The sequence below is a fragment of the Marinobacter sp. 1-3A genome, assembly GCF_016597775.1.
In the GTDB taxonomy this organism is placed as follows: Bacteria; Pseudomonadota; Gammaproteobacteria; order Pseudomonadales; family Oleiphilaceae; genus Marinobacter; species Marinobacter xiaoshiensis.
The window spans coordinates 135,019-160,330 of record NZ_VCGZ01000002.1; the positions used below are offsets into that span (position 1 = coordinate 135,019).

Genomic DNA, 25,312 nt, shown 5'->3' on the forward strand with positions numbered 1-25,312 from the left:
ATTGCGCCCCAAGGTCACCAAGTCAGGGGGTTCCCCCAGCCATTTCCATGCACCAACTCTTCCAGCGGCAGGCGTGAGCGCCAGCCTTTGGTCTCCAGCTCCGGCTTGTCCAGAAACTCACTGACATAACCCAGACACAAATACGCCAGTGGGTAGACGTTTTCCGGCAGGTTCAGAATATCGGCCAGTCTGGTTTGATCGATAATACTGACCCAACCCACACCGATGCCTTCCGCCCGCGCCGCCAGCCAGAGGTTTTGTACGGCAAGGCAGGTACTGAACAGATCCATATCCACAATGGAGTTACGCCCAAGCACATGGGCGCCACCGCGGCTGCGATCACAGGTAATACACAGATTCATCGGGCTTTCAGTAATGCCCTGCAGTTTCAGGCTGCGATAGGTTTGCTGGCGCTCCCCGGTGTAATTGTCTGCGGCTTTTGCGTTCTCTTCATTGAAGCTGGCCAATACCTGCTCGCGAACGTCCAGGCTGTCGATGAGTATAAAATCCCAGGGTTGCATAAAGCCCACGGAAGGCGCGTGGTGCGCGGCTTTCAGGAGCCTTGCCAGCACGGGTTTTGGAATCGGGTCTGGTAGAAACTGTGAGCGCACATCGCGGCGTTCGTATATGGCACGGTAGAGTCCGGCGCGCTCGCTGTCACTGAAGCTGTTATCTGAATTACTCATTGTGCCTGGTGTCCTCCGGGGTGAACGCTATCGGGCTCAGGTTCAGCAGTTCGCGCAACCACGCGGTATCGAGATGCTGCTCTATCTGATCCGCCAATCGGTCCAGTTGCGCCATGCGATGCTGCTGATAATCCACCGCAGCGCCCGACTGATTCAACCCGGCCCAGTGCAGGATTGCATCACAGGCGGTGGGCTCGTCGAATATTCCATGCACGTAGGTTCCGGCGATCTGGCCGTCAGTACTCATCGCGCCCTCGTTGCTGCCATTTATCCGGCCCAGCGGGCGCGTCAGAGCCGCTCCCTCACTCACGCCGTTGTGCATTTCGTATCCGCTGAAACTGGCCTCTACCTGCGCAGAATCCGTTGCCGTCAGGTTTAGCACGCCCTGCACGTTTTTCAGTTGTTTACCGGCCACCATTTTGGTGGACATTTCCAGCAAGCCCAAGCCATCCGTTTTGCCCGGGTCGCCTTCCAGCCCATCTGGGTCAGTCACCTGCTTACCCAGCATCTGGAAACCGCCACAGATACCGAACACCTTGCCGCCGTAGCGCAGATGTTTACGAATGGCTTGCGCCCAGCCTTGGCTGTGCAAAAAGTCCAAATCTGTGCGGGTGCTTTTACTGCCGGGAAGTATGATTAAATCCGCCGGAGGAATAGGCTGATCCGGCCCGATGAACTGCAGATTTACACCCGGGTGCAACCGAAGCGGGTCAAAATCGTTGTGGTTGCTAATGCGCGGCAATACCGGCACAACCACATTGAGTGCTCCGGCTTCGCTGGTGCCGGATGTGCCTATGCTGTCTTCAGAATCCACAATCAGGCCGTGAAGATAGGGCAGCACGCCAATGACCGGTTTTCCGGTGCGCTCGCTCAACCAGTCCAGGCCCGGTTCCAGCAAGCCGATATCACCGCGAAAGCGGTTAATAATAAAGCCTTTGGTACGCTGCTGTTCGCTGGCAGAAATCAGCTCCAGAGTGCCCACCAACTGGGCAAACACACCGCCCCGATCGATATCGCCCACCAACAGCACCGGGCAATCCGCCGCTTCCGCAAAGCCCATGTTGGCGATGTCGTTGGCCCGCAGGTTAATCTCCGCCGGGCTGCCAGCGCCTTCGGCAATGATTACATCGTAGCGTTCGCTGAGTGAACGCCAGGCGGCCATCACCGCCTCCATGGCTTCGGCTTTGTAGGCGTGATAATCCAGCGCATCCATATTGCCGTGCACCTGCCCACGCAAAATAACCTGGGCGCCACAGTCGCTTTGCGGCTTCAGCAACACCGGGTTCATATCGCTGTGGGGCTCAAGCCCGCAGGCCAGCGCCTGTAACGCTGTTGAGCGGCCAATTTCGCCACCATCAATGGTGACCGCACTGTTCAACGCCATATTTTGCGGCTTGAACGGTGCCACTGACACACCCTGGCGGGCCAGCCAGCGACACAGGGCAGCAACGACAGTAGTTTTACCGGCGTCGGAGGTAGTGCCCTGGATCATGAGGGTGGTCATGGGTTAAAGCTCAACGCCTTTTTGTGCCTTGATGCCCTGGTCCTTGAAGGCGTGTTTGACCACACCCATTTCTGTCACTGTATCCGCAATATCAATCAGCTCCTGCGGGGCGCTGCGACCGGTGACAACCACATGTTGCATCTCCGGCCGGGCTTGCAGGTCGTCCAGCACACGGTCCAGATCGATGTAGTCGTACTTCAATGCGATATTAAGCTCATCCAGCAAAATCAGATCGTAACTGTCGTCTTTCAGCATGCCCGCAACGATATCCCATGCGGCATTAGCCGATGCCACATCCTGCTCCCGGTTCTGGGTCTCCCAGGTGTAGCCCTGGCCCATCACGTGGTAATCCACATTGGGCAGATCCCGGAAGAAGGCTTCTTCACCCGTACTGAAGGCACCTTTAATGAACTGCACAATGCCTACTTTCATACCGTGGCCTAAAGAACGAGCCACCATGCCAAAACCGGAGCTGCTCTTACCTTTGCCCGGGCCGGTCAATACCAGCAATATGCCCTGTTCTTTCTGGGCGTTGGCAATGCGCTCCTGCATGATTTTTTGCTTAGCTGCCATACGCTTGGCGTGGCGTTCTGGGTCTTTAGCGCGTTCACGCATGGGTATTCTCCTGGTCATTTTGGAATGTCAGCCCTGGGGTGCGAGCTGATAAGTCGTAGATCCACCCTTGCGGGCGGAATCGAAAGCCTCCCGCTGTTGCGGTTCCAACTGATCCGCAACCCAGTCCATCAAAGGATGATCCGGGCGGGTGTGGCCGCTTCCTGGCAAGCCATGATCAATGATATTACCGGCGAAATCACGCACGAGGGACTTCAGGGTGAACACATTCACTTCCCAGAAACCTCGCTTGGCTGCCAGTAGAGCAATGGCCTGCATATGGGTCTTTACGTGAACATTGTGCTCTTCTGCCAAGAAGTCACTCAGGCCCAGCCCGTGGCGATCCTGAAAATACACCTCATTGATGTCATCCCAGACACTCGAGCGGAGCACCTGTGGACTGGTCACCTGCCAACCCCAGAGGTTATCCAGAAAATCACTGCCCATGGTGCGCGCACCGGCATAACCGTGCTCCATCAACGGTGCTAGCCATTGGGGGTTCAAATTTCGGGCGCGAAGCTCAACCTGCAGCGCCCGCTGAAGCGAGTCCACCGTTGGGTTCTTTGGATCCTTGTACTGTAAAACCATATTCTCCGGTGGCTCACCCCGCAAATGCTCCACTGCATTGGATAGCCCGCCTTGGAAATCAAAGCCGTCATCATTATCAAGCAGGCCATACAAATGGCTGGATCGTCCCAGATAGGTTTTGTCTACGGAAAGCAATTGGCGGTCAAAGGCCTCATGCGCCGGCTCACCTAGGCTTTCTTTACCGTAAACATGCCCCATTCGACGACGATAGGCGTCGCCCAACTGCTGCCGCCCCTGCCATGCGCCAGTGCGGGTAGCGAGCCTGTTCACCCCAGCCCCATAAGCACCTGGCGCTGTGCCAAACACTCGGTAGGCCGCCTGGTCACCTGCATCCTGCGCCGACTGTCCGGCGGCCAAGAGAACCCGGGTATCGGCCACCCAGCGTGCGGCCACGCCATTGATTTCCAGCGATTCGCTACCGCGTTTTTGCAGGGCTACCGGCAAGACCGACAAAGCCTGATCGAGTGCGGGTGCCAAATCCGGGTACTCAGTCGCTATGGTTTTTGCCGCGCCCGCCAGCGCGTACCGAGAAGCCAGATCCAACCACTCCAGCTTGCTTCCGTATAGATCCCGGAAGAGCCCTGATGTGGTAAAGAGCACGTTACGACGAACCGGGTTGTCCGTACCCGGCCCTGCGGGTAGTCGCTCCAGGCCGTTAACAATGCCCCGACTGTTCCACACCGGGCGGATACCCATAAGCTTCAGACCGAAGGCAATCATCACGCCTTCGTCACGCACCGTGTCCGACGCCCAGAGAACCAGCGCATCACTTTCGTTACTTTGTCGGGTGCCCGTTTTTTCTGCTTTTGCGGCTAAATCCTCGGCCAGCGACCAGGCCACTCGCGTCGGAATCAGGTCGTCAGACAAGGCATGGAAATTTCGCCCCGTTGGTAAAACATCCGGGGTCCGCAACGGGTCGTTGCCATGCCCGGGCGCTACAAAACGACCATTAAGCGCGTTCAGCCAGCTCTTCCGCTCAGCCGCGGGTGACATCGCCAACCTCTGTCGCCAGCTCGGTTCTGGCTTGCCTGACTTGCTCGCCATTGAGGTCAGCATCGTGTCCAGCATCTCATCGGTCCAGTCTTGCCCAAACACATGCAACCCCAGAGGCATGAAATGCTCCTGAATGTCCGTCACATAGTGCCCGGCTTCATGAACCAGTAGCTCTGGAGACAGCTCTTCTATCGAAACTTCATCTGCGGAAAGCCCCATTTCATTGGCAATTTCCTGTTCGATATCGTCGCCGATATCCAGCAGCAAGATTTTCTCGCGTAGCATTTGCAGCGCCCGCTCACGGGTTGGGCTATCAGGATCGGTCGCCGACTCCCAAGTTTCCACCAACTGCCTTATTTCAAGCAGATCGTCGTACAATTCTGTAACCGCTAGGGGCGGTGTCAGATGACTGATCATTACGCCCAGCGCACGCCGCTTGGCCTGAATGCCTTCACCCACTCCATCGACGATGTAGGGGTAAATAAGGGGCAGACTACCACCCAGCAAATCAGGGTAATCATCCTCAGTCAGGCCAGCGCGACGCCGTGGCAGGAATTCACGGGTGGAATGCCGCCCCACGTATACCAGCGCATCGGCTTTATAGTGGTCTCTCAGCCAATGGTAGAAGCCCACGTATTGGTGCGTTGGTGGGAAAGTGGTATTCGCGTGCAGCAGCTCTTCATCCACCTCCCAACCTCTTGGCGGCTGGGGCCCAATGAAAATATTCCCGAATCGCAGGCCGGGGAAGATCAAGCGGTCATCGACTACCATCGACAGCCCGGGCGCTTCACCCCAGCCTTTCAGCCCCGGTATGCCCGTATCCGCCAATAAAACTCGCTGTTCGTTCAATTCACTTTTGTTCCCGCCTTCTTTCAGGCGCTGGCTCCACAGTGCTTCGTATTGATCAAGCTGGGCGAGGGCTGTGGGCCGGTTCGGGTGTTGTACATGCTCGATTAAATTCCGCAGATCCTTAACGCCGCGATCCAGAAGGCCCAGAGCCAAGTCCTGCTCCCCTAATTGATGGGCTTGTTCCAAGCGTTCATGGAGATACCCCAGCGGACCGTGCGCTATTTCTTGCTGCACAACGTTTGGTAGAGATTGCAGATAACGCTGGTAGGTTTGCGCGCTCATCGACGGGACCTCACTGGCCATTTCCTTCATCGAGCGCGGGTCATCCGGCAGACTAACCCCGCGCTGTTGAATCAGATCTAGCAAGGCTTCCGGGCTGTCAGGGAGCGGGCCGGTGCTGTACCCCTCGGCTTTTAGCCAGGTCAGCATTTGGAACAGTGAAGCTGGAACATCCAGGTTGTCCGCACCTATATTCTGGCGCCCGGGGGGATGGTTGTAATAAACAATAGCCACCCGTTTGTCGGCATTATCTTTGGTTTGCAGCACCTGCCAACGCTTAAGGCGTTCAGCCAATGCAGCCACACGGTTTGGAACCGGTTGCGTCAGCGTCAGCGCAACACCGGTTTGGGGGTCTATCTCTTCAGGCTCCGCCGTTGCCAGTACCATGGGCTGGCTTACACCCTGAAGTTCCGGCATGGCCAGGTTGTAATGCACCTGATCGGTGGGGATACCATCAACGGAAAGCTGCCATTGATTGCGAGTTCGGGAGGCCAGCCTAAGGCCTTTGATGACAGGCACGTTGAGGCGAATCAGCTCTTCCGTCACCTCCCGGCGGCCCTCACCTCCGCCAATGGTGAAATCCTGTAGGCTAACAATACCCGCCAATGTTGCTGGTTGAATCGCTTCTTCGAGCGTGCGCAAGGCATCAAGGCTGGCACCACCCCATCGGGACAGGATCGCAAAGCACTGAAGCTCCCGAGCGTCCAAGGCCGCACAGGTATCGTCCAGTAAGTCCCGATCCCCCGGCCGGTCTCCGCTATCCAGATCAAGAACCACGACTACGGGGGTGTCGGTCAGCGTCAATGCTGAAGCGTCAGCGCTCGCTTCACCATTCTGGTAATAACGGATACTGGCACGGGGCTCGGGCTTGTCGTAACCCATGTCGTGTCCCGCTTTGGCCAATAGCCACCGTATCAGGCCATCCAGATGTTTCGGCGTCCTGCCCTGATAGAAAGCGCGGCCTTCCAACCAGTCAGCCTGGGCGGGAAACAGGGCCTGTCGATCAACCAAATCCTCAGCAGCATCAACTCCGGCCGCCGGAGCCGCAACCAAGGCCTTGAGCCCGGCGGCATCCAGCTCCGCCAATGGCTTTTCGCCATTGAGCTGAGACAGCCGTGAAATACGCCAATCACTGTTGATACCTAGCACAGGCATCTGCCCAGCGGTGTCATCCGCTGCCACGTCTTTTACCAACCCGGCAAGGCGCTCCACCTGGTCACCAAAGACCGCCGCCAGCACGATCGCATCGGCATTCTTGAGCAACTCGAGCACTTGTTGGTCGCTCTGAGTGGCCAGTTGATCGGGGGTTCGCAGCAACACGCGGTGGTCTGGGTTATGTTCTAAAAAACGGTGAGCACCAGCGGCCATTTCTGCGGCTGAACGCTCAGAAACAATGCCCACGACGCTAGCAGCCATCACTGAAGACGCCCAAAGCATTACTGTCATGGCCGTCAGAAAAGCCTTCAGATATCGCATGCGTGGAAGCCCTTTCACAAGTTATGGTCGATTACGAATGATTTTTCTCGGAGTTGCCCGGAAATATCAGTGCCTCACCGCGGAAAATCGCCGCCACAAGTTCGGGTGCTGAGGGGAAGTAACCGTGGAAATAGCTGGCCACCAGAGCATTCTCACAAAAAACAGCTTCACTGCCGGTGCCCGCCTGTTTTTGAGTTTGGGCAGCAGGTTGCCAAGTGGTATCCAACGTGGATCGGTGAAAAGTGTGGCCCCGCAACTCGCCTTGTTCCGTCGTCAGGCTGTGCATACCCAGGCCCTGTAAGCGCTTGGCCATACCCGCTCGCCCCGGTATCAAGCCATACAGCGAATGTACAACGCCGTCTTTATCCGACAGCTCTTGCGCGCAGGCCATCAGGCCGCCGCACTCCGCCAATATTGGCTTACCTGCGTTATGAAAGGCACGAATTGCATTCGCCATCGCGGAATTCTCAGCCAAGGTATTGCCATGCAGCTCCGGGTATCCACCGGGAAGCCAAAGCGCATCCGCGGGCGGCAGTTCCGAGTCTTCCAGCGGGGAGAAATAGTGCAGCTCAGCGCCCATAGCCTGCAGCAGCTCGGTGTTGGCTCGATAAATAAAACTAAAGGCGGCATCACGAGCGATCGCAATACGAAGGCCGGCCAACAGTGCTTTCGGCCTGGTTGCCGGTTCAACGGTGGGAATCTCTACCGCTTTCGGCAATTCATCGAGCCCCGCCTCTTTCAGCACTTGGGCAGCGTCATCCAGTTTCTGGTCGAGGTTGCCCAGCTCTGCCGGTTGCATCAAACCGAGGTGTCGCTCGGGTATGTTCATGGCGTCGTTTCTAGGGATAGCCCCTAACAGACGAATCCCTTCAGGCAGCCTCTCTTTCAGCATTTCACCATGGCGTGGGCTACCAATTTTGTTCGCAATCACGTCATAAACAGACAGATCTGGGTCAAAGCGTGCAAGCCCCAACACAAGAGCACTAAAGGTCTGAGCCATGCCACTGGCGTCGATCACGGGCAATGCAGGAATACCCATAAGCTTTGCCAGATCAGCACTCGATGGATCGCCGTCGAACAACCCCATCGCACCTTCGATCAGAATGAGGTCAGCGTCTTGTGCTGCCTCAGCCAACCGCCAGCGGCACTCATCTTCTCCGGTCATCCAAGGGTGTAACTGATAGACGGGGTGGCCGGATGCAACCTCCAGCACCATCGGGTCGAGATAATCCGGGCCGTGTTTGAACACCCGCACCTCGCGCCCGGCGTTCCGATGCAAGCGGGCCAGCGCAGCTGTCACCATGGATTTTCCCTGCCCGGAGGCGGGCGCAGTAATCATCACGGCCGGTACGGCTTTACTCATTGGCTTACCATTTTCATAAAGTGAGTCAGGCGGACACTGGTACAAATACGGGGGCACCGTCCGCTTCTACGGTGATCAACTTCTGGTTATACAGTTTCTCAAGTGCCGATGATTCAAGCATGGCGTCAGCTGGCCCCCAACAGGCATCGCCATTGGTATAGAGCAACAGAACATGGCTACACCAGCGGGCAGCCAGATTCAGATCGTGCAGGCACATAAAAATAGTTTTCCCGACACGTGCCTGATCCCGAAGCAAGTGCATCACTTTGACCTGGTGGTGCAGGTCCAGATGATTAGTGGGCTCATCAAGCAGCCAGACATTCGGGTTTTGGGTCATCAATGTAGCGATAGCGACACGCTGGCGCTCTCCACCCGACAAGGTGTTCAGCAAGCGATCAGACAGGTGATCAACATCCAGCGAAGTCAGGGCCTGCTGCGCCCTTGCCTGATCATCCCCTTGCTCGCTTTCCCAGGGGGATAACCAGGGGTGCCGTCCTATCAGGGCAGTTTCCATAACGGTCGCGGGAAAACTGTCCTGCCGCTCTTGAAACACCAGCCCGATATGACGGGCAATCTCACGGCGCTTCAGGTCTGCTAGCGGTGACTCATTTAACAGTACCTGACCGCTGCGTGCAGGAAGTAAACCCGCGAGGGTGTGCAGCAAGGTGGTTTTGCCGGCACCGTTGGGGCCCAGCACACCCCAGGTTTGGCCAGATTCAATATCCATATCCAGCGCATAACCGTCAGGCCGTCCCGGTACATTGATAACCAAACCACGGGTGCGCAACGTACTCATCAGCGACTCCGGTGCAGCAGGTACAGAAAGGTAGGTACGCCCAGCAAAGCGGTAATCACACCAACAGGCAACTGTTCGGGTGCAATGACCGTGCGCGCCAGAGTATCCGCCAGCACCAATAATGTGCCGCCTGCCAGGGCACAGGCCGGCAGGATAATCCGCTGGTCATTGCCCAGTACCAGCCGGAGCATGTGGGGCACAATCAAGCCCACAAAGCCAATGCTGCCGGCGGTTGTAACAGCCGTTGCTGTCAGCAGGCTGGCGAGTATATAAATTGTCCACTCCAGAGGCCGAACGGATACGCCCAGCGCCGCCGCCTGCATAGGGCCGCGCGCCAGCACATTCAAATTACGGGCAAGGGGGAGAACCAGCACAATGGATAACGCCAACACAATCAACGGCGGCCAGGGTGTGCGAGCATAGGAAACATCACCCATCAACCAGTACAGCATGCCGGGAAGCTTGTATGAAGGGGTGATAGCCAACATTAGGGTGATCACCGCGCCCCAGCCTGCTGCAACCACTACGCCCGTCAGCAAAAGGCGCGAGGGAGTCCAGCTGCCGGTTCCATGGGCCAGGCCGAATACCAGCACGGTGGCTAGCATAGCGCCGGCAAAGGCAGAACCTGATATCAGCAGGGTTCCCATACCTGTCAACATGGCCAGCAGTGCTCCTACTGCGGCACCGCCGGACAACCCGAGTACATAGGGGTCCGCCAGCGGGTTGCGGAGTAATACCTGCATGAGCGCGCCGGCAACGGCCAGCAGTCCGCCGGTGGCAAACGCCGCAAGTGTTCGCGGCAAACGCAGTTCCCACAAAAGCGTGCGGTGCAGCGCGTTGCCTTCACCTTGGATAACCGCGAGAAGATCAGCGGGAGAGACGGTCACACTGCCCAAAGCCAGGGCCAGTAACACCGCCAGCAAAGCGACAACGCACAGGACAGACAACGAGCGAATCATTGATCCCGAGCCCGCAAAGATCTGGTCATGGCATTAGTTCTCACGCGCTATATCCAGCTTTTGGCACACAGCCTCGCTGGCTTCAAGAAGCCTTGGCGTAGGCCGGGAGATAGGAGAGGCGGGAATGAAGAACAGGTTACCCCGGGCAACGGCCGTCATACCGGAATAGCTTTTCCAGTGATCAAGTTCGTCATCGCTTGTGCCTTCCACGCTGCCCGTCAGAATGACATGAGGATCGGCAGCAAGCACAACCTCGGCACTGATTCTGGGCACCAGCCGGGGCATATCACCAAACACATTAAGGCCACCACACAGCTGCAGGACCTTGCCAATCAAATGATCATCACTGATGGTCATCAAAGGCGTTTCCCATACCTGATAGAACACCGGTATTGGTTCTACATTGCGGTATTTCTCTGCAATAGCCGCAATACCTGCGCGAAACCGTTGCGCTTCTGCATAGCCTTCTTTTTCCGTTCCAGCCAGAACAGAAAGCCGCTCTATCACGCCAGACACTTGCTCAAACGTTCGCGGTTCAATAGCAAATGTGGTCAGGCCGAGTTCCTGCAGCATTTCCATCTGGGCAGGCGGATTGCCCGTTACCCAGGTGATTACCAGATCAGGTTCGAGGGCCAGCAGGGCCTCAAGGTCTATTCGGGTGTGGTTGCCAACGAGCGGGATTTTCTGTGCAGCGGGCGGATAATCGCTGTGATTAACCACAGCCACCACTTTTTCCCCGGCACCTGCTGCAAACATCAGCTCTGTTGCACCTGGCGACAGGGTTGCTATGCGTTTGGCCGGTTCGGGCAGGCACACCTGCACCCCCCGTCGATCTTCAGCACACACCTCTGCCCACGCCATTGCGGGCAGTGTCAGAAGAGCGCAAAGCAATGCTTTAACCGGCCAGTGGTTCATTAATTAACTCTCGCTCAGCGGAGATCGTAGCGCACGGTAAGCATACCCGTGCGACCCGAAGCGATATACTTTACACCATCAAAACGTTCGGCCGTTGAGTACTCTTTATCCAGTGCGTTCACCAGTGTCAGGCGTGCATTCCAGTCCGGAGCGAAATTCCAGGCCGCACGTAGATCCAAGGTTGCAAAGCCGGCGAGTCGGTTGTTATTCGCCGCGTCGTCGTAACGATCGCCTTCTGCAACCACAGACCCACCGAATGTAAAGTCACTGATCGCCTTGTCCAGATCAATCCGGGCGGTACGACTTGTGATGCGACGGAGCTGATTGCCGGTTTTGCGGTCTTCAGGATCCAGGTAAGTCAGGGCGACAGCCGTGCGCCAGCCGTTGTACTCGTATCCAGCGCTAGCTTCTGCACCCTGAATTCGCGCTCTATCTATGTTGACCCGCGTATCGACAGTGCCCACCTGGCCCGAACCAATCAGATTTTCAATGTCCATCTGATAGATTGCCAGGTCCCAGAACCATCTTTCATATGACCCGCTCGCACCTAATTCATAGTTTTCTGACGTCTCGGGTTCCAGATCCGGGTTACCCTGGTAATTGAACGCCAGCGGCCAGTAAAGATCATTAAATGTGGGAGCTCTGAAAGCAGTGCCGTAGCTGGCACGCACACGGTGCGAGCGGTCGAACATATAGCCAAACGCCACGCCGCCAGTTTCTTTGGTTCCGTATGCTTCGTTATCATCACTGCGCAGGCTGAACTGAGCATCAACGGGGCCAAAATTCAGCCGTAGCTGGCTGAACACGGCGGCGTTAGTACGGCTGGTTTCGGAATAATCCTGGGTACTGCTAACTTCGTCCTGTTGGAGCTCGGTACCCACAACCAGCTCATGGACACTATATGTGAAAGTGTTTTCCCACTGGGCCTGCCGCAACCGTGTGTTATAGGTGGTGTCACTAAAGCTGCTGAAGGTATCCGACTCGTCTCTCGATTCCGAAAACTGAATTGACGTTTTCCAGTTGTCATTCACAGGCGTCATAAGCCCAAGGCCAAAGGTTCGGATCATATAATCAATATTGCCGCCCTCGTACTCTGTGTTACCTTCAGACTGCAACAGCATTACGCTCGCTTCGCCGCCATTGTCCAAGGCGTGCACTACCCGGCCAAGACCGGCAGTATTGCGGAAACCTTTATCCTCACCGTCTTCAATAATCGCCGTACCATCAGTTTCCTTGTGCAGACCACTCAGGCTGAACCTTGTGTTGCCCACGGAGCCTGAAACACCTGCGCTCACTTTTTGGGTATCGAAATTGCCTGCTCCGGCCTCGACCCAACCTCTCTTGCCGTACTTGGGATCAAGCGTAAAGGCCTGAACAACGCCTCCCATGGCATCGGCACCATAAAGTGAACTGCGAGGCCCCCTTACAATTTCAACACGCTCAATCAGGTCTGTTGGAAAGTACTGCCAGGAAGCGCCACCGCTGGTTGCGGAACGGAGTTTTACGCCATCCACAAGCAATACAGTTCCTGCGTTCTGAACACCGCGGGTGTATACACTTGTCGTTTTGCCGAAAGAGCCGTTACCGGTCACGTTAATGCCTGGCTGGCCACGCAAAAGGTCAGTGAAATCCGCAGGAGCTTTGGAACGAACCTCTTCCTCATCAATGACCGTGACCGACGCAAGGCTTTCACCAACCGTTTTCGGCCCCAGCGTTGCGGTAACAACAATGGGATCCAGTTGCGGCGACTCGGCTTCCTGGGCTATGGCTATCGAGAGGGGGTTGAATGCAAAAGGGAGTACCAGAGCACCGGTAATCGATCGGGAAACTTTCATTACATACACTCGCAGTCACACCACGCGCACCCGCATGGTTGATTATTTAGTGCTGCAAAGGGAAGCGTAGCCCGACAAAAAACAGGCTGGAGCATAACAAGGGGTGGGGAAATTCCGTGAGACAGGCCGGTGTTTACCCACCGCAACTGCCCTCCGCAGCGTTCGGTGTGTTTGACAGGCCGGTCTCCGGACTTGTGAGCGTATGCTGATCGGCACAAACCTTCCCATGCTTGCACACAGTGGCATCTTTCTTAGCCGATCACTCACTTACCGTTGCGGGGGCAGTGCCGGACTTTAACCGGCTTCCCGTTTCACTGCTGGGGCGTTGATGATTACGCGACAACAGCACCTACAAACGCAGGGCAAGGCTAACAACGCGTTAATGTCTGGTCAATGACTAATCGCAAGGCTTGCCCGCTAACGCGACTTCCAGCTTCTGCCACTGGCTCTCACCTCCTGGCAGCCCAAACCTCAACATTCCCGGTTGTTCAAAGACCCTGACCAACACCGCCCAGGTGGCCAACTGATCCGCCAGCGGCTGAGGCCTGTCGAGACGCACGGTCTGAAATAGCGTGCCACTACCAACCAGCGTTAGCCCTGCTGTCTGCAACATTGCACGCAACCTGGAAGCGCTGAACTGCAGGTTCATCCGGGATTGCTGCTGCCACGCCCCATCTTCTAGCGCCCTGCGCATTACGAAACGACCAGGCCCACTAAGGGACCAGGGCCCGAGCATTAATTTCAACGACTCGGCAACAACTGAGTCTGAAAGCACCGCCCCCGCTCGCACGCCAGCCAACCCGAAAAACTTCCCCAGAGAACGCAGAATAACCAAACCCGGCAAACCGGCACGGGGCGCCAAACTGAATGCCGGCGTAGCATCCATAAACGCTTCATCAACAACCAACCAGCCACCGCGCTTCTGCAACCGCCGATGCCAGCGCAAGAGAGTAGAGGGCGGGACGATTGCTCCAGTAGGATTATTAGGATTGATCCACACCAGCACATCCAGCCGGTCCAGCCACCGGTCATCACAGCCTGTCGCCCCACCGCCTGTTTGCTCAGGCCCTATCGGAACAATTGCATGGCCCGCCTGCCGCCAGTTGTGGCCATGCTCACGATAGCCCGGCACGGGTATACCCACACGGCAGGGTTTGCGTAATTTCGGCAGCGCCATAATCGCCGCCTGGCTACCCGGCACAGGCACACAGGCCGCTTCCGCGGGCGTTCCTGACCACTTGCGAATAACTTCTTCAAGCCCATCATCGGCTTCGGGCAGCCTTTGCCAAAGCTCTGCCGGTATCTCAGGCACTGGCCAGCCATTGGGGTTAATGCCGGTAGACAGATCAAGCCATTCCGACCGAGGGATTCCCCAGCGTTCTGCCGCTTGGTTCAAGCGCCCTCCATGTTCCAGCATCATGATGAATGCAACGCCAAAAATATAAACACTGTGGTCACCAGAACCGCCACAAGCCATAGCCAGACACCGCGCCGCACCAATGCGATCGCAGCGTCCACACTGGCGGAGCTCGCATCATGAGCACCACCCAGCACCAGGCGCTGCTTGACGCCGGAAGGATAGGGTGAGGGCCCGCCAAGCTGAACATTCAGTGCGCCGGCACCCGCCGCCATCACAGGGCCGGCATTGGGGCTATCCCATTGTGGCGCCTGATTTCTCCAGCACCACCAGGCCAGTTTGCGATGGCCCAGCAGCATGTAGGTAAGCGCTGTCAGGCGGGCCGGCACCCAGCCCATAAGGTCATCCAGCCGGGCTGCCACTCGGCCAAAATACAGAAACCGTGGGTTGCGATAGCCCCACATGGCATCCAGGGTATTCACCATTCGGTGCAGCACCACACCCGGAATGCCTGCAACCAGGAACCAGAACAAACTGGCAAACACCGCATCGGCTCCATTCTCCAACATGGACTCAGTTGCCGCTGCAGCCACACCTTTTTCGTCCAGCGCACTCGCCTTGCGGCTGACAATACGGCTGACTTGCTCACGAGCTGTATCAAGATCGCCGGCCCGCAATGGCTCTGCCACTGCTTTGCCATGCTCAGCCAATCCGCGAAGAGATAGGGCGAGCCAAAGGACAATCGATTGAATCAACACCAACGGCCAGCCATCAAGAGTGGCAGACGCCCAGATCGCCAGGCCCAAAAACGGCGCTGTGAGCAAAAACACGGAAAACAGACCAGCCAACAGACTTAGCCGGGAATTAGTCGGTGTGGTGTTAAATTGCTTTTCAGCTGCATTTGCCAAATGCCCAAACCCGACCAGAGGGTGAAAGTGGCGGGGCTCACCGAACAGATAATCAAGGGCGAGAGCAAGCACAAGAACAATCAAAGGAGCGAATAGCAACACTGGTGATCCCGAGCCGGTCAGTCGATGAAAGCGTCAAGCCTACCTCATTACAGCCAGTCGGAGTATGATCCCGCTCCATACTCTATTGAACCCAAGCCCTGATCACCGCAATAGCTCCTTGCATTGCGATCTATTGATGTCTGAAGGTATGTGAAATGTCGTTTCCCAGCAGTTGGACTACCCCTCCCCAGCAACCCGATGCACTGTTATTTGAACGAGCCGCACAACGCCAAAACGTTCTGACCAAACCGGCCGGCTCGCTGGGCCGGCTTGAAAACGTGGCGGTTCAGCTAGCCGGTCTGCAGGGCACAGTTACGCCAGCCGTTGATCGTGTTCAGATCAGTGTTTTTGTGGGTGATCACGGTATTTGTGAGGAAGGCGTTTCAGCCTATCCCCAGGCGGTTACGGCTCAAATGATTGCCAACTTCGCCAATGGCGGCGCGGCCATAAGCGTGCTGGCCAAATCCCTTGGGGCGGAACTGGAAGTTGTTAACCTGGGAACGGTTGCGGATGTTCCACCCAACTTACCCGGTGTTATCGATGCTCACATCGCACCCTGCACCCGTAATTTTTCAGAAGCCGATGCCATGACGACGGAGCAGCTATGCGCCGCGCTGAGCCACGGCGATGCCGCAGCCCAGCGTGCTGCAGACAAGGGCAGCCAGTTATTCATTGGCGGCGAAATGGGTATAGGCAACACCACTTCCGCCACGGCTCTTGCCAGCTCTCTCATGAGCAAAAATCCCATGAAACTGACCGGGCCCGGTACGGGTCTGGATGTGGCGGGCGTGCGCCACAAAGCGGAAGTCATCATTCTGGCCATTCAGCGCCACGATAACGACGACGATGGCGAGGATGCCATTGCCGTGCTCAAGGCCTTTGGCGGCTTTGAAATTGCCGCTCTGGCTGGCGCTTTTGCTGGCTGCGCAGCACGATCCATTCCGGTGCTGGTCGACGGCTATATTGCTTCTGTTGCAGCTTTGCTTGCGGTAAGCCAGCAACCAGACATACGCCCATGGCTACTGTTTGCACACCGCTCTGCTGAGCCGGGCCACGAAGCCATTCTTGAGGCACTGGATGCCGAACCCCTGCTGGATCTTGGCATGCGTCTTGGTGAGGGCAGCGGCGCAGCTGTAGCGATTCCGCTACTGAGAATGGCCTGTGAGCTACACAACAAAATGGCCAGCTTTGAAGACGCTGGCGTTAGCAATAGAGACCAGGAATAAAGAGGATTGGCATCATGGCTGATAGCACATCCATGTTTGACCTTATTCGCCACGGCGAGCCGGAAGGCGGCCCCATGTATCGCGGCAGCAAAGACGACCCGCTAAGCGAGATGGGGTGGCAGCAGATGCGAAGCGCGGTTACTGAAAGCGACCGCTGGGATGCCATAGTTACGTCGCCCATGCTGCGTTGCGTACACTTCGCTCAGGAGTTGGCGGATACCCGCGGGATTCCCCTGCACAAGGACGAGCGCTTGCGGGAGATCAACTTCGGGGAATGGGAAGGGCGCACGGCGGATGAGGTAATGGCCAACGATGGCGAGAGGCTAAGCCAGTTCTGGGCGAATCCGGTTGCCCACACGCCTCCCGGTGGTGAAACAGCCAAGGACTTCAATCGCCGCGTTACTGAAAGCTGGCACCATTGGCGGGAAGAACTTGCGGGCCAAAAGGTCCTGATCGTTTGCCATGGTGGCGTGATACGAATGGTTGTTGCAGATGTAATGAACATCCCTCTGGAGCATTCGTTCTCCAGCGTAGCCACGCCCTATGCCTGCCGCAGCAGAATACAGGTAGACACCTCGGCCCACGGGCTTTTCCAAAGCCTTGTAGCCCACGGATCATTCAAGGCTTCAACACCATAGGCAGCCCGGCGACACTCATCACCACTTTGTCGCTCACTGCGGCCAACGCCTGATTCAGCCAACCCAGCTCATCCGCAAAACGCCGGGTGAGTGGGTCCATTCCGATCGTACCCAAGCCTACCTCATTGCTGACTATCACAAGCTCGCCAGGATAAAGGCTTACCTGATTTAAAAACGCTTCCCGTTCCCGGTCAAAGATTTCTTCTCCTGCGTGCAACAGGTTGCTCACCCACAAGCTCATGCAATCAATCAGTATGCACGGCGCATGCGTGGTTTTCCCCTGGCGGGCAAGCACTTGGGCCAGAGCCAGCGTCTCTTCCTCAAGCCCCCAACCATCCGGGCGCTGCTGTTGATGGCGCTGAATGCGCGTGCGCATCTCGTCGTCTCCGGCGGTTGCGGTTGCCAGGTACACCACTGAATTGTTTGTGCCCGAAGCCAACCGCTCCGCAAGCGCGGTTTTACCGGAACGGATACCGCCAAGAACCAAAGTGTGCATGCAATTCTGCCTCCGGGAATCAGGAGTGCATGCTAACTGGCCAACCGACCGAAAAGCAAAAAGCCCCGCGAACGGGGCAAGGGTTGGAGAGAACTTATTTCCAAAGGCAGATTAGAACTTCACGCGGGCACCGGTCATAGCAATATTGATGTCATCGTAGCTACGCTCTTTTGCACTCAACTGATAGTTATTGAACGAAGCGTACACATCCAGCCATTTCGCTGGCGCATAGACATAACTGATGCCGTAGGCTTTAACTTCGCTATCGGTTACAGGAGCTGGCGTATACTCAGTGCGGTCTTCACCGATCGCATGGTGAATCGCTACCGAGTGGTTGCCGGTTTTGTAGCCGGTTTTCACCATATAGAAGTCCGAGGAGGTTCGTGTTTTATCCTCCTGCATGGAATAGACGCCACCAAGGTTGAAGCCACTGGTGTGTAGCCAGGAAGCGGACCCACCATAGGTTTCCAGTTTATCGACTGCACCGCCAACGTCCTTGCGGGAATAGCCAACACCCGCAACCAGCTTGCCCGCCAATGGCAAGGTCAGGGTAGCCGCCAGCTCGGTTACATCATCACTGCCGGTGCCGCCACTTTTTTGCTTGTAACCCTGGCTCACTGAAACAGTTACAGGGCCAATACGGGGGCTGTCATAACGCACGCGGTCGTAGCGTGCTTCAAAATCCTGGTTGTTCAGAGCCTGAAGCAGTTTTACGTCGTTACCAGAGCCATCTTTTGCCACAAACGGCAGCGAACCACCTACCAGCCCAAGGTTAGAGAATGCCGCCACCTTGGTACCAGAGAGATCAATTTCGGTGTTGCCATCAGCAGCACCTGAGCCCTGCCCAATAGAAACCTGGCCAAAGCCACCCGCAACAAACAGGTTAAGGTGGCGCTCTTCCAGCTCACCGCCTATCGAGCGGTTGTCCGGCGTGACTTTACTTGAATCGTTGTGCTCATACTCAAACTCCATATGGGTGCCAACTCGCACGCCAAGATCATCCAGCTCCTTGCTGATTTTCGCGCCGAAACGGCTGGAGGCGTATTTGTTGTCCACAATGTAGGTTTCAGAACCGTTGCCAGTGTCGCCATACATCACCGCCATGTTCACCCAGCCGTAGGTATCAATATCGAGATCGGGCACTTCTACGGTTTTTGCGGAAGCCGAGGCGGCGGCCATACCGCCACTGATCAAAGCGATAGCCAGATAAAGTTTGCGCTGCTGCTTCATTTAAATCTCCTGCATTTCAGTTGCTTGGAATTACACGCTTCATAACCGGTAGTAGGCTAACCATAGTCAGGCCAAGCAAATGCAGATTGATCCTTATCAAGTTGATGCGGCTTAATGATGCCGGCTAGGGACAAACACCTAGCAAAATCTCCATGTCCGCTGCGAAGTTGGAGAACGCTGATATAGCCTTTCGGCCCAAGCTCCACCGCGGCAGCCGGCGGCTTCTGCTATAGTTTTGCCCAAACGTTATCAAATTCCATCCGGGAGACAGCATGCAGGCTGAACTGATCGACATCCGTAACCACCTCATCCAGCATGCGCCATTTGATGAAATGCCTGAGGAACTGGTTAACGAGCTTACTGCCAACATTGAGATCAGTTATGTGCGGGCGGGAACCCAGATAACGGAAACCGGGCAAACCAGCACCCGTATGTATTATGTGCGCAGCGGCGCAGTGGAAATCTTCCGCCGCTCGGGCGAGCTCTATAACCGCATAGGTGAGGGCGAAATTTTTGGCCAGTTTGGTTTGTTGATGCGTGGCCAGGTGAGATTTCCTGCCCGGGCACTGGAAGATAGCCTGCTCTATCGCGTTCCTGCCGAAACGTTTCACCACTTGTTTGAAAACGACGAAAACTTTGCAGACTTTGTGGAGATTGAAGACCGCAGCCGTTTGCGCTCGGCCGTGTCCCGCCGGGAAAAGTCCAACGCTCTGATGACCTCCCGCGTTAACCGGCTTATTTCCAGGGAAACCGTCTCTGCACCCACCACTGTGCGGCTCCAGGAAGCTGCGCGAATCATGACCGATCAGGGCGTGTCGGCTCTGTTGCTGATGGACGAAGAGTGCGGTGCCACCTGCGACAGTGAGCGTCTGGCGGGCATTATCACCGACCGGGATCTGCGCACCCGGGCGGTCACTGAAGCACTTCCTTCCGAAACACCGATCAGCGACATCATGACCACTGGCCTGATAACCATTCGGGCCAGCAGCTATGTGTTTGAAGCCATGCTCACCATGCTGCATAACAATGTGCACCATCTGCCAGTCATAGACGGAGATGAAGTTCGGGGCGTGATCGCTCTTGCGGACATCGTGAGGTACGAAAGCCAAAGCAGCCTGTATCTGGTGAGCAATATTTTCCACCAGCAGGATGTGAAAGCCCTGAAAAAAATCAGCCGGGATGTGCGCGACAGCTTTGTGCGCATGGTGAATGAAGACGCCAACTCCCACATGATTGGCAGTGCCATGGCAGGCATTGGTCGCAGCTTCACACAACGACTGCTGGAACTGGGGGAAGAAAAACTTGGGCCGCCACCGGTTCCATACTGCTTCATGGCGCTGGGTTCCATGGCCCGGGACGAGCAACTGGTGGTGACAGACCAGGACAACGCCATGATCCTGGACAACAGTTTTGTGCCGGAAGAACACGACGAGTACTTTCTCGCACTGGCAAAATTTGTGTCCGATGGGCTGGCTGAGTGCGGCTACACCTACTGCACCGGCGACATAATGGCGACCAACCCGAAATGGCGCCAGCCATTAAGGGTGTGGCGCGACTACTTTACCGACTGGATAGAAAACCCCAAGGCGCAGGCCCTTCTGAACAGCAATATCTTTTTTGATCTGGATGGCATACACGGCCGCACAGAATATGCCGAAGAACTAAAAGCGCTGGTCGCGGAAAAGGCCAGCAAAAGCCAGCTATTCCTGACACTTATGGCGCGTAACGCTCTGAACCGAACGCCGCCACTTGGCTTTTTCCGCACCTTTGTACTTGAAGAGGACGGAAAGCATCAGAAAACCTTCAACCTTAAACGCCGGGGTACCGCACCGCTGTCTGACCTGATCCGTATTCACGCACTGGCTTCCGGTTCGCGGGCCCAGAACTCTTTCGAGAGACTGAAAAGCATCGGTAAAACCAAGCTGATTATGGAAGACGATCTGAGCAACTTGCGGGATGCACTGGAGTTCATTTCTATTGTGCGTATTCGCCACCAGGCGCTGGCCCTGGAAGCTGGAGAGGAGCCAAACAACAATGTGCGGCCGGAGGATCTCTCGCCGTTTGAACGCAGTCATCTCAAGGATGCGTTTCAGGTTGTGAGCAACGCCCAGAAGTTTCTGCGGTTCCGCTATAACTCGCAGGCCACCCGGCATGTCTGAAAACCAACCTGTGCCAGATGCCGTTAAATCCCTGCCATGGCCCGAGCAATACCGGGCTCTATCGGAAAGTGCCAAAGCGCCCGTGCTGAAGGCATTCTATGAAGCCGGCTGCGTTTCTGAGGACACGCCCATCTCCGAGGTTCCCATGGTAGCGCTGGATTTTGAGACAACAGGCCTGGATTCAGAAGCTCACTCAATCGTCAGTATCGGGCTGGTGCCATTTACACTGGATGCCATTCTGCTTAACCAGGCAAAACACTGGATTGTCCGCCCAAGACTGCCACTGCACCAGACATCAGTGACTTTCCATGGCATCACACACGCTGATATCAGCGATGCGCCAGATCTGTCAGAAATACTTGAGGAGGTATTTGCCAGCCTGAACGGCCGTATTCCGGTCGTACACTTCAGGCATATCGAGCGGCCTTTCCTGAACGTGGCCTTACAGTACCGCCTTGATGAAGGAATTCGTTTTCCTCTTATCGACACAATGGCCATAGAGGCGCATCTGCACCCAGACCGACAACCTTCTTTCTTTAAACGTCTGGTGGGGGAAAAACCAACATCTATACGTCTTGGAGATAGCAGAAAGCGTTACGGGCTACCTCACTATGCCGCCCATAACGCTCTGGTGGATGCCATTGCCACTGCGGAATTGCTGCAAGCTCAGATACAACATCACTTCAGCCTGGAAACACCTATTGGCAATTTATGGCTGTAAACCGATCAAAGAGCTTTCGGTACTATTACTGCGCCTTCACTTCAGCAATCCAGTCGCCATAGCCTGCCGCGGCCATTTCCTCCAGCGGAATAAACTTCATCGCTGCTGAGTTCATGCAGTAGCGCAAGCCGGTAGGTGCAGGGCCATCATTGAACACATGCCCAAGATGCGAGTCGGCAAACCGGCTGCGAATCTCGGTACGTTTCATGAAGAACCCGTTGTCTTCCTTTTCCACAACCGCGTCCGAGCTCAGTGGGCGGGTAAAGCTCGGCCAACCGGTTCCGGACTTGTATTTGTCCCGGGAAGAAAACAACGGCTCACCTGAGACCACATCCACGTATATTCCGGGCTGCTTGTTATCCCAGTAGGGGTTGCTGAACGCACGCTCGGTACCGTCATTCTGGGTTATTTCATACTGCGTGCTGGTCAGCAATTGCTTCAGCGTTTCGGCATCCGGCTTCACAAAGGTCGCCGGATCAAAGCCTTTATTCTCACCCGAGCGACTCATTGCCTTGTCGTCCGGCTTGAACTGGCTGAAGTCCAGTTCATAGTCATCGCCATACACGCTCTCAATAAACTGATAACGGCCCGAGTTGTAGGTGTAGAACTTATAGCGCACAGGATTCGTTTTGTAATAATCCTGGTGGTACTTCTCGGCATCGTAAAACGTATCGAATGGCGTAATTTCAATGACCACCGGCTTTTCATAAATACCGGAGGCCTGCAGTGCCTTTTTAGCGGCTTCAGCCAACCGCTTCTGCTCGGCATTATGGTAGAAAATCGCCGGGCGATACTGTTGCCCACGGTCCACAAACTGGCCGTTGGCATCTGTCGGGTCCATTATCCGCCAAAGGCCTTGCAGCAAACCTTCGTAGGTTATTTCATTCGGATCGTAGTAAACCTGCACCGCTTCTGTGTGCCCGGTGCTACCCGAGGCGACCTGTTGATAGGTCGGGTTAGGCTCAGTTCCACCTGCGTAGCCTGAGACAGCCTCTACTACGCCGGGGATCTTTTCATAACCCGCCTCAACGCACCAAAAACAGCCACCGGCAAAGGTAGCGACCTTCAAATCGGGGTTTGACGGCGCATATTCACTAGTCCTGGCTGCGTTTTCCTCAGCCGTGGCAGCGGCGGCATAGTAGATACCGGGTGCGGCTATAAACAGTGCAGTGACTATTGCGAGCATTTTGCGGCTCATAACAACTCTCCTGGGTTCACTATTGAGAGATACGTTGAAAAACGCTCACGAACTTATACGAACCTGTAGCGCTGTGGATTCTTTTGCGTGCTCCATTATGGAGCGACTCTTGCGCTAAAAGTTCACGTTTTTATTAAAACCACATCTGGCTCTGGCCTTAGCAACCCCCTTTACGCGGGGCCGTCGCCAAGATAAAACCTATGGTCTAATCTGAAGCTCGAACTCAGGTTGTATATCCATCGAATGAGAAAGGTGGAATTATGCCGTTTAATATTTTGAATAAGGAGTGTTCTATGTTCAGGGGTCACACCATCCGTCAGTGTATGCTGACACTGCTACTATCGATACTGGCATTCTCTGCACAGGCAGAGAAGCTGACTGACTCAACAATTCGTGCGTTTATTGCTTCCATGCAGGACGCTCAAATATTGGAGGATCAATATAAAGGCACTGAGGGCTGGCCAGACGCCGACGGCGAAGACATGGACTCAATGCCTGACCTGTCACGGCTTTTTTCTGAAGGCGTGAAAAAAATGAAAGGCGGCCCCGCCTATGACAAGTACGAAAGCCTGGTTAAAAAGCACGGCTTCAAAAACCTTCCATCCTGGGCATCTGTTGGTGACCGGGTTTTCGCCGCAATGATGGCGGTTGAAATGAAAAGTGCTGACGCCACCTCGGAAATGGCCGAAGTTATGTCAGAAATGGAAAATGATCCGAACCTGTCACCTGAAATAAAAGCACAAATGCAGGCAATGATGGGTGCCGCCATTAACATGACAAAAACCGCAGACAATGTACCTGCTGCCGACATTGAAGCCATCAAGCCTCATCTGAAAGCATTGAAGGCCGTATTGAACGACGACGAAGACTGAGTCTTATCCACAAAAAAAAGCCCGGAAAGCACTACTGCCTTCCGGGCTTTTTTATTTCCGGTGCAATTACACCAGCAAGTTGTATGCAAACACGATCACAACCGCCACCGGCGTAACAAAACGCAAGAAGTTCAGCCACAGTGCAAAGGTGCCGTCGCTCATTCCCAGATCTGCTTTCAGTGACTCTTTAGCTACAAACCAGCCTACAAAAATCGCCGTCAGCAAGCCCGACAGCGGCAGCAGGATGTTGGCTGTAAAGAAGTCCAGCAGGTCAAAAATCGTTTTGCCTTCAAAGCGTGCGAACATATCAAGGGGCGCAACATCTGCCCAAACGTTCAGCGACAACACGGAGGCAATACCCAGAAGCCAGCACAGCACGCCAACAAAAATGGCACTGCCCGAACGCTCCATATTGGTGTTCTCTTCTACCCATTCAACAACAGGCTCCAGCAGAGAAATCCCCGAGGTCCAGGCTGCAAACAGCAGCAACACGAAGAACAGGGTGCCGAACAGATCGCCCATAGGCATGTTTCCAAATGCCAGCGGCAAGGTCTGGAATATCAGGCCCGGGCCGGCACCGGCTTCGAGGCCATTGGCAAACACAATCGGGAAAATGGCCAGGCCGGCAAGCAGTGCCACGGCAGTATCCATCAGCCCGATGGTTACCGCGGTGCGCCCGACAGCCACATCGCGCCCGAGGTACGAGCCGTATGCCATCATGATGGCCATGCCCAGGCTGAGCGTGAAGAACGCATGGCCCAAAGCAATCAGCACACCGTTTACTGTCAGAGCTTTAAAGTCAGGGGTGAACAGGAAGCTGACGGCTTCACCGAAGTGCCCTGTGGTAGTCGCGTAGCCAACCGTTATCAGCAACAGTATGAACAGCGCCGGCATGAGTATGCTGACCGCCCTCTCCAGCCCGTTTTTAAGGCCTTGAGACACCACCAGGATAACCAGTGCCATGAACACAGTATGCCAGGCTAACAACTGCTTGGGGCTCGCCAGCAGATCACCGAAAAGCTTACCAATCGACTCTGCGTTGCCTCCGTTAAAATCACCCATTGCGGCATGGCCAATATAGGATGCGGCCCAACCACCAATAACAGAATAAAAGGACAGAATTACAAAGGCGGCGATCATGCCGATAACGGCTGAGATTCGCCACGCAGGTGAGCTCAGGTTGCGCTCGGCAACCAACCGCATACTGCCTATCGGGTTATGGCGGCCGCTGCGGCCTATGTAGATCTCAGCCATCATGATGGGCACGCCGATAATGGCGATGCACAACAGGTAAACAAGCACAAATGCACCGCCCCCGTTCTCACCTACGATGTAAGGAAACTTCCACACGTTTCCAAGACCAACCGCGGAACCGGTTGCGGCAAGAATAAAGGCAAAGCGAGAAGACCATAGGCCGCGGGATACGCCGGAATCGTTAGTTGAAGCCGGGTTAGACTGAGACATGTTTAGTTCCTGTGCTTTTGGCTGAGGACTCGGATTTGAAAAAATTGTGGGAATTTTGCCAGCAGTAGCCGTGGGATACCAGAGCC

20 protein-coding genes and 1 riboswitch are annotated in these 25,312 nt (G+C 55.6%); of the genes, 5 read left to right on the plus strand and 15 right to left on the minus strand.

The genetic code is table 11. The features are described from left to right. Window positions 1–14 precede the first annotated feature (14 nt). From bluB to cbiB, 11 genes are all read right to left on the minus strand, one after another. Window positions 15–686 (minus strand): 5,6-dimethylbenzimidazole synthase, encoded by a 672-nt coding sequence (gene bluB, locus FE848_RS03825; RefSeq protein WP_200201425.1) that lies wholly within the window; start codon window positions 684–686, stop codon window positions 15–17. After that, the gene (locus tag FE848_RS03830) at window positions 679–2,190 is read right to left on the minus strand and encodes a cobyric acid synthase (RefSeq protein ID WP_200201426.1); all 1,512 of its coding nucleotides are present in this window, start codon (window positions 2,188–2,190) and stop codon (window positions 679–681) included. Before FE848_RS03830 ends, bluB begins: the two co-directional genes overlap by 8 nt. A gap of 3 nt (window positions 2,191–2,193) precedes the next feature. Next, window positions 2,194–2,805: a cob(I)yrinic acid a,c-diamide adenosyltransferase gene (gene cobO, locus FE848_RS03835; RefSeq protein ID WP_200201427.1), complete on the minus strand. Its 612-nt coding sequence runs from the start codon at window positions 2,803–2,805 to the stop codon at window positions 2,194–2,196. Between the two features lie 27 nt (window positions 2,806–2,832). Beyond that, on the minus strand, window positions 2,833–6,987 hold the full coding sequence (locus FE848_RS03840) for a cobaltochelatase subunit CobN (RefSeq protein ID WP_200201428.1): 4,155 nt from the start codon (window positions 6,985–6,987) through the stop codon (window positions 2,833–2,835). 31 nt (window positions 6,988–7,018) lie between these two features. Continuing rightward, window positions 7,019–8,350, minus strand: a complete 1,332-nt coding sequence (locus tag FE848_RS03845; protein WP_200201429.1) for a cobyrinate a,c-diamide synthase — start codon at window positions 8,348–8,350, stop codon at window positions 7,019–7,021. Window positions 8,351–8,375: 25 nt separating this feature from the next. Beyond that, complete coding sequence (locus FE848_RS03850) at window positions 8,376–9,146, minus strand: ABC transporter ATP-binding protein (RefSeq protein WP_200201430.1); 771 nt, start codon at window positions 9,144–9,146, stop codon at window positions 8,376–8,378. Then, window positions 9,146–10,105 (minus strand): FecCD family ABC transporter permease, encoded by a 960-nt coding sequence (locus FE848_RS03855; protein WP_200201431.1) that lies wholly within the window; start codon window positions 10,103–10,105, stop codon window positions 9,146–9,148. The genes FE848_RS03850 and FE848_RS03855 overlap by 1 nt, the downstream gene beginning before the upstream one ends. A 33-nt stretch (window positions 10,106–10,138) precedes the next feature. After that, window positions 10,139–11,020 (minus strand): cobalamin-binding protein, encoded by an 882-nt coding sequence (locus FE848_RS03860; RefSeq protein ID WP_200201432.1) that lies wholly within the window; start codon window positions 11,018–11,020, stop codon window positions 10,139–10,141. A 14-nt stretch (window positions 11,021–11,034) separates the two neighbouring features. Continuing rightward, window positions 11,035–12,855: a TonB-dependent receptor domain-containing protein gene (locus FE848_RS03865; protein WP_200201433.1), complete on the minus strand. Its 1,821-nt coding sequence runs from the start codon at window positions 12,853–12,855 to the stop codon at window positions 11,035–11,037. 159 nt (window positions 12,856–13,014) lie between these two features. Further along, a riboswitch (cobalamin riboswitch) is annotated at window positions 13,015–13,223 on the minus strand. Between the two features lie 29 nt (window positions 13,224–13,252). After that, window positions 13,253–14,332 carry a threonine-phosphate decarboxylase CobD gene (gene cobD, locus FE848_RS03870; protein WP_310965377.1) on the minus strand — a complete coding sequence of 360 codons (1,080 nt, stop codon included), beginning with the start codon at window positions 14,330–14,332 and terminating at the stop codon, window positions 13,253–13,255. Beyond that, entirely contained in the window at window positions 14,272–15,219 is a 948-nt protein-coding gene (gene cbiB / locus FE848_RS03875; RefSeq protein ID WP_227715160.1) for an adenosylcobinamide-phosphate synthase CbiB, read from the minus strand. Before cbiB ends, cobD begins: the two co-directional genes overlap by 61 nt. 158 nt (window positions 15,220–15,377) lie before the next feature. Between cbiB and cobT the strand changes: the two genes are divergently transcribed. Beyond that, window positions 15,378–16,448 carry a nicotinate-nucleotide--dimethylbenzimidazole phosphoribosyltransferase gene (gene cobT / locus FE848_RS03880; RefSeq protein ID WP_200201435.1) on the plus strand — a complete coding sequence of 357 codons (1,071 nt, stop codon included), beginning with the start codon at window positions 15,378–15,380 and terminating at the stop codon, window positions 16,446–16,448. Between the two features lie 14 nt (window positions 16,449–16,462). After that, entirely contained in the window at window positions 16,463–17,086 is a 624-nt protein-coding gene (locus FE848_RS03885; protein WP_200201436.1) for a histidine phosphatase family protein, read from the plus strand. Here FE848_RS03885 and cobU read toward each other — a convergent pair. Both cobU and FE848_RS03895 read right to left on the minus strand, forming a co-directional pair. Beyond that, entirely contained in the window at window positions 17,067–17,582 is a 516-nt protein-coding gene (gene cobU, locus FE848_RS03890) for a bifunctional adenosylcobinamide kinase/adenosylcobinamide-phosphate guanylyltransferase (protein ID WP_200201437.1), read from the minus strand. The genes FE848_RS03885 and cobU overlap by 20 nt on opposite strands. Before the next feature lie 111 nt (window positions 17,583–17,693). Continuing rightward, complete coding sequence (locus tag FE848_RS03895) at window positions 17,694–18,812, minus strand: porin (RefSeq protein ID WP_200201438.1); 1,119 nt, start codon at window positions 18,810–18,812, stop codon at window positions 17,694–17,696. Window positions 18,813–19,084: 272 nt separating this feature from the next. On the opposite strand from FE848_RS03895, the gene FE848_RS03900 reads away from it, so the two are divergent. Both FE848_RS03900 and FE848_RS03905 read left to right on the plus strand, forming a co-directional pair. Then, window positions 19,085–20,971, plus strand: coding sequence for a DUF294 nucleotidyltransferase-like domain-containing protein (locus tag FE848_RS03900; RefSeq protein ID WP_200201439.1), 1,887 nt, complete (start codon window positions 19,085–19,087; stop codon window positions 20,969–20,971). Next, on the plus strand, window positions 20,964–21,692 hold the full coding sequence (locus FE848_RS03905) for a 3'-5' exonuclease (protein ID WP_200201440.1): 729 nt from the start codon (window positions 20,964–20,966) through the stop codon (window positions 21,690–21,692). The genes FE848_RS03900 and FE848_RS03905 overlap by 8 nt, the downstream gene beginning before the upstream one ends. Window positions 21,693–21,717: 25 nt before the next feature. Here FE848_RS03905 and msrB read toward each other — a convergent pair whose 3' ends face one another. After that, a complete protein-coding gene (msrB, locus tag FE848_RS03910; protein WP_200201441.1) occupies window positions 21,718–22,890 on the minus strand; it encodes a peptide-methionine (R)-S-oxide reductase MsrB in 1,173 nt (390 codons plus the stop codon). Between the two features lie 293 nt (window positions 22,891–23,183). Between msrB and FE848_RS03915 the strand changes: the two genes are divergently transcribed. After that, window positions 23,184–23,762, plus strand: a complete 579-nt coding sequence (locus tag FE848_RS03915) for a hypothetical protein (RefSeq protein WP_200201442.1) — start codon at window positions 23,184–23,186, stop codon at window positions 23,760–23,762. A gap of 66 nt (window positions 23,763–23,828) precedes the next feature. On the opposite strand, the gene FE848_RS03920 is transcribed toward FE848_RS03915, so the two are convergent. After that, window positions 23,829–25,226 carry a sodium-dependent transporter gene (locus FE848_RS03920; RefSeq protein ID WP_200201443.1) on the minus strand — a complete coding sequence of 466 codons (1,398 nt, stop codon included), beginning with the start codon at window positions 25,224–25,226 and terminating at the stop codon, window positions 23,829–23,831. Window positions 25,227–25,312 lie beyond the last annotated feature (86 nt).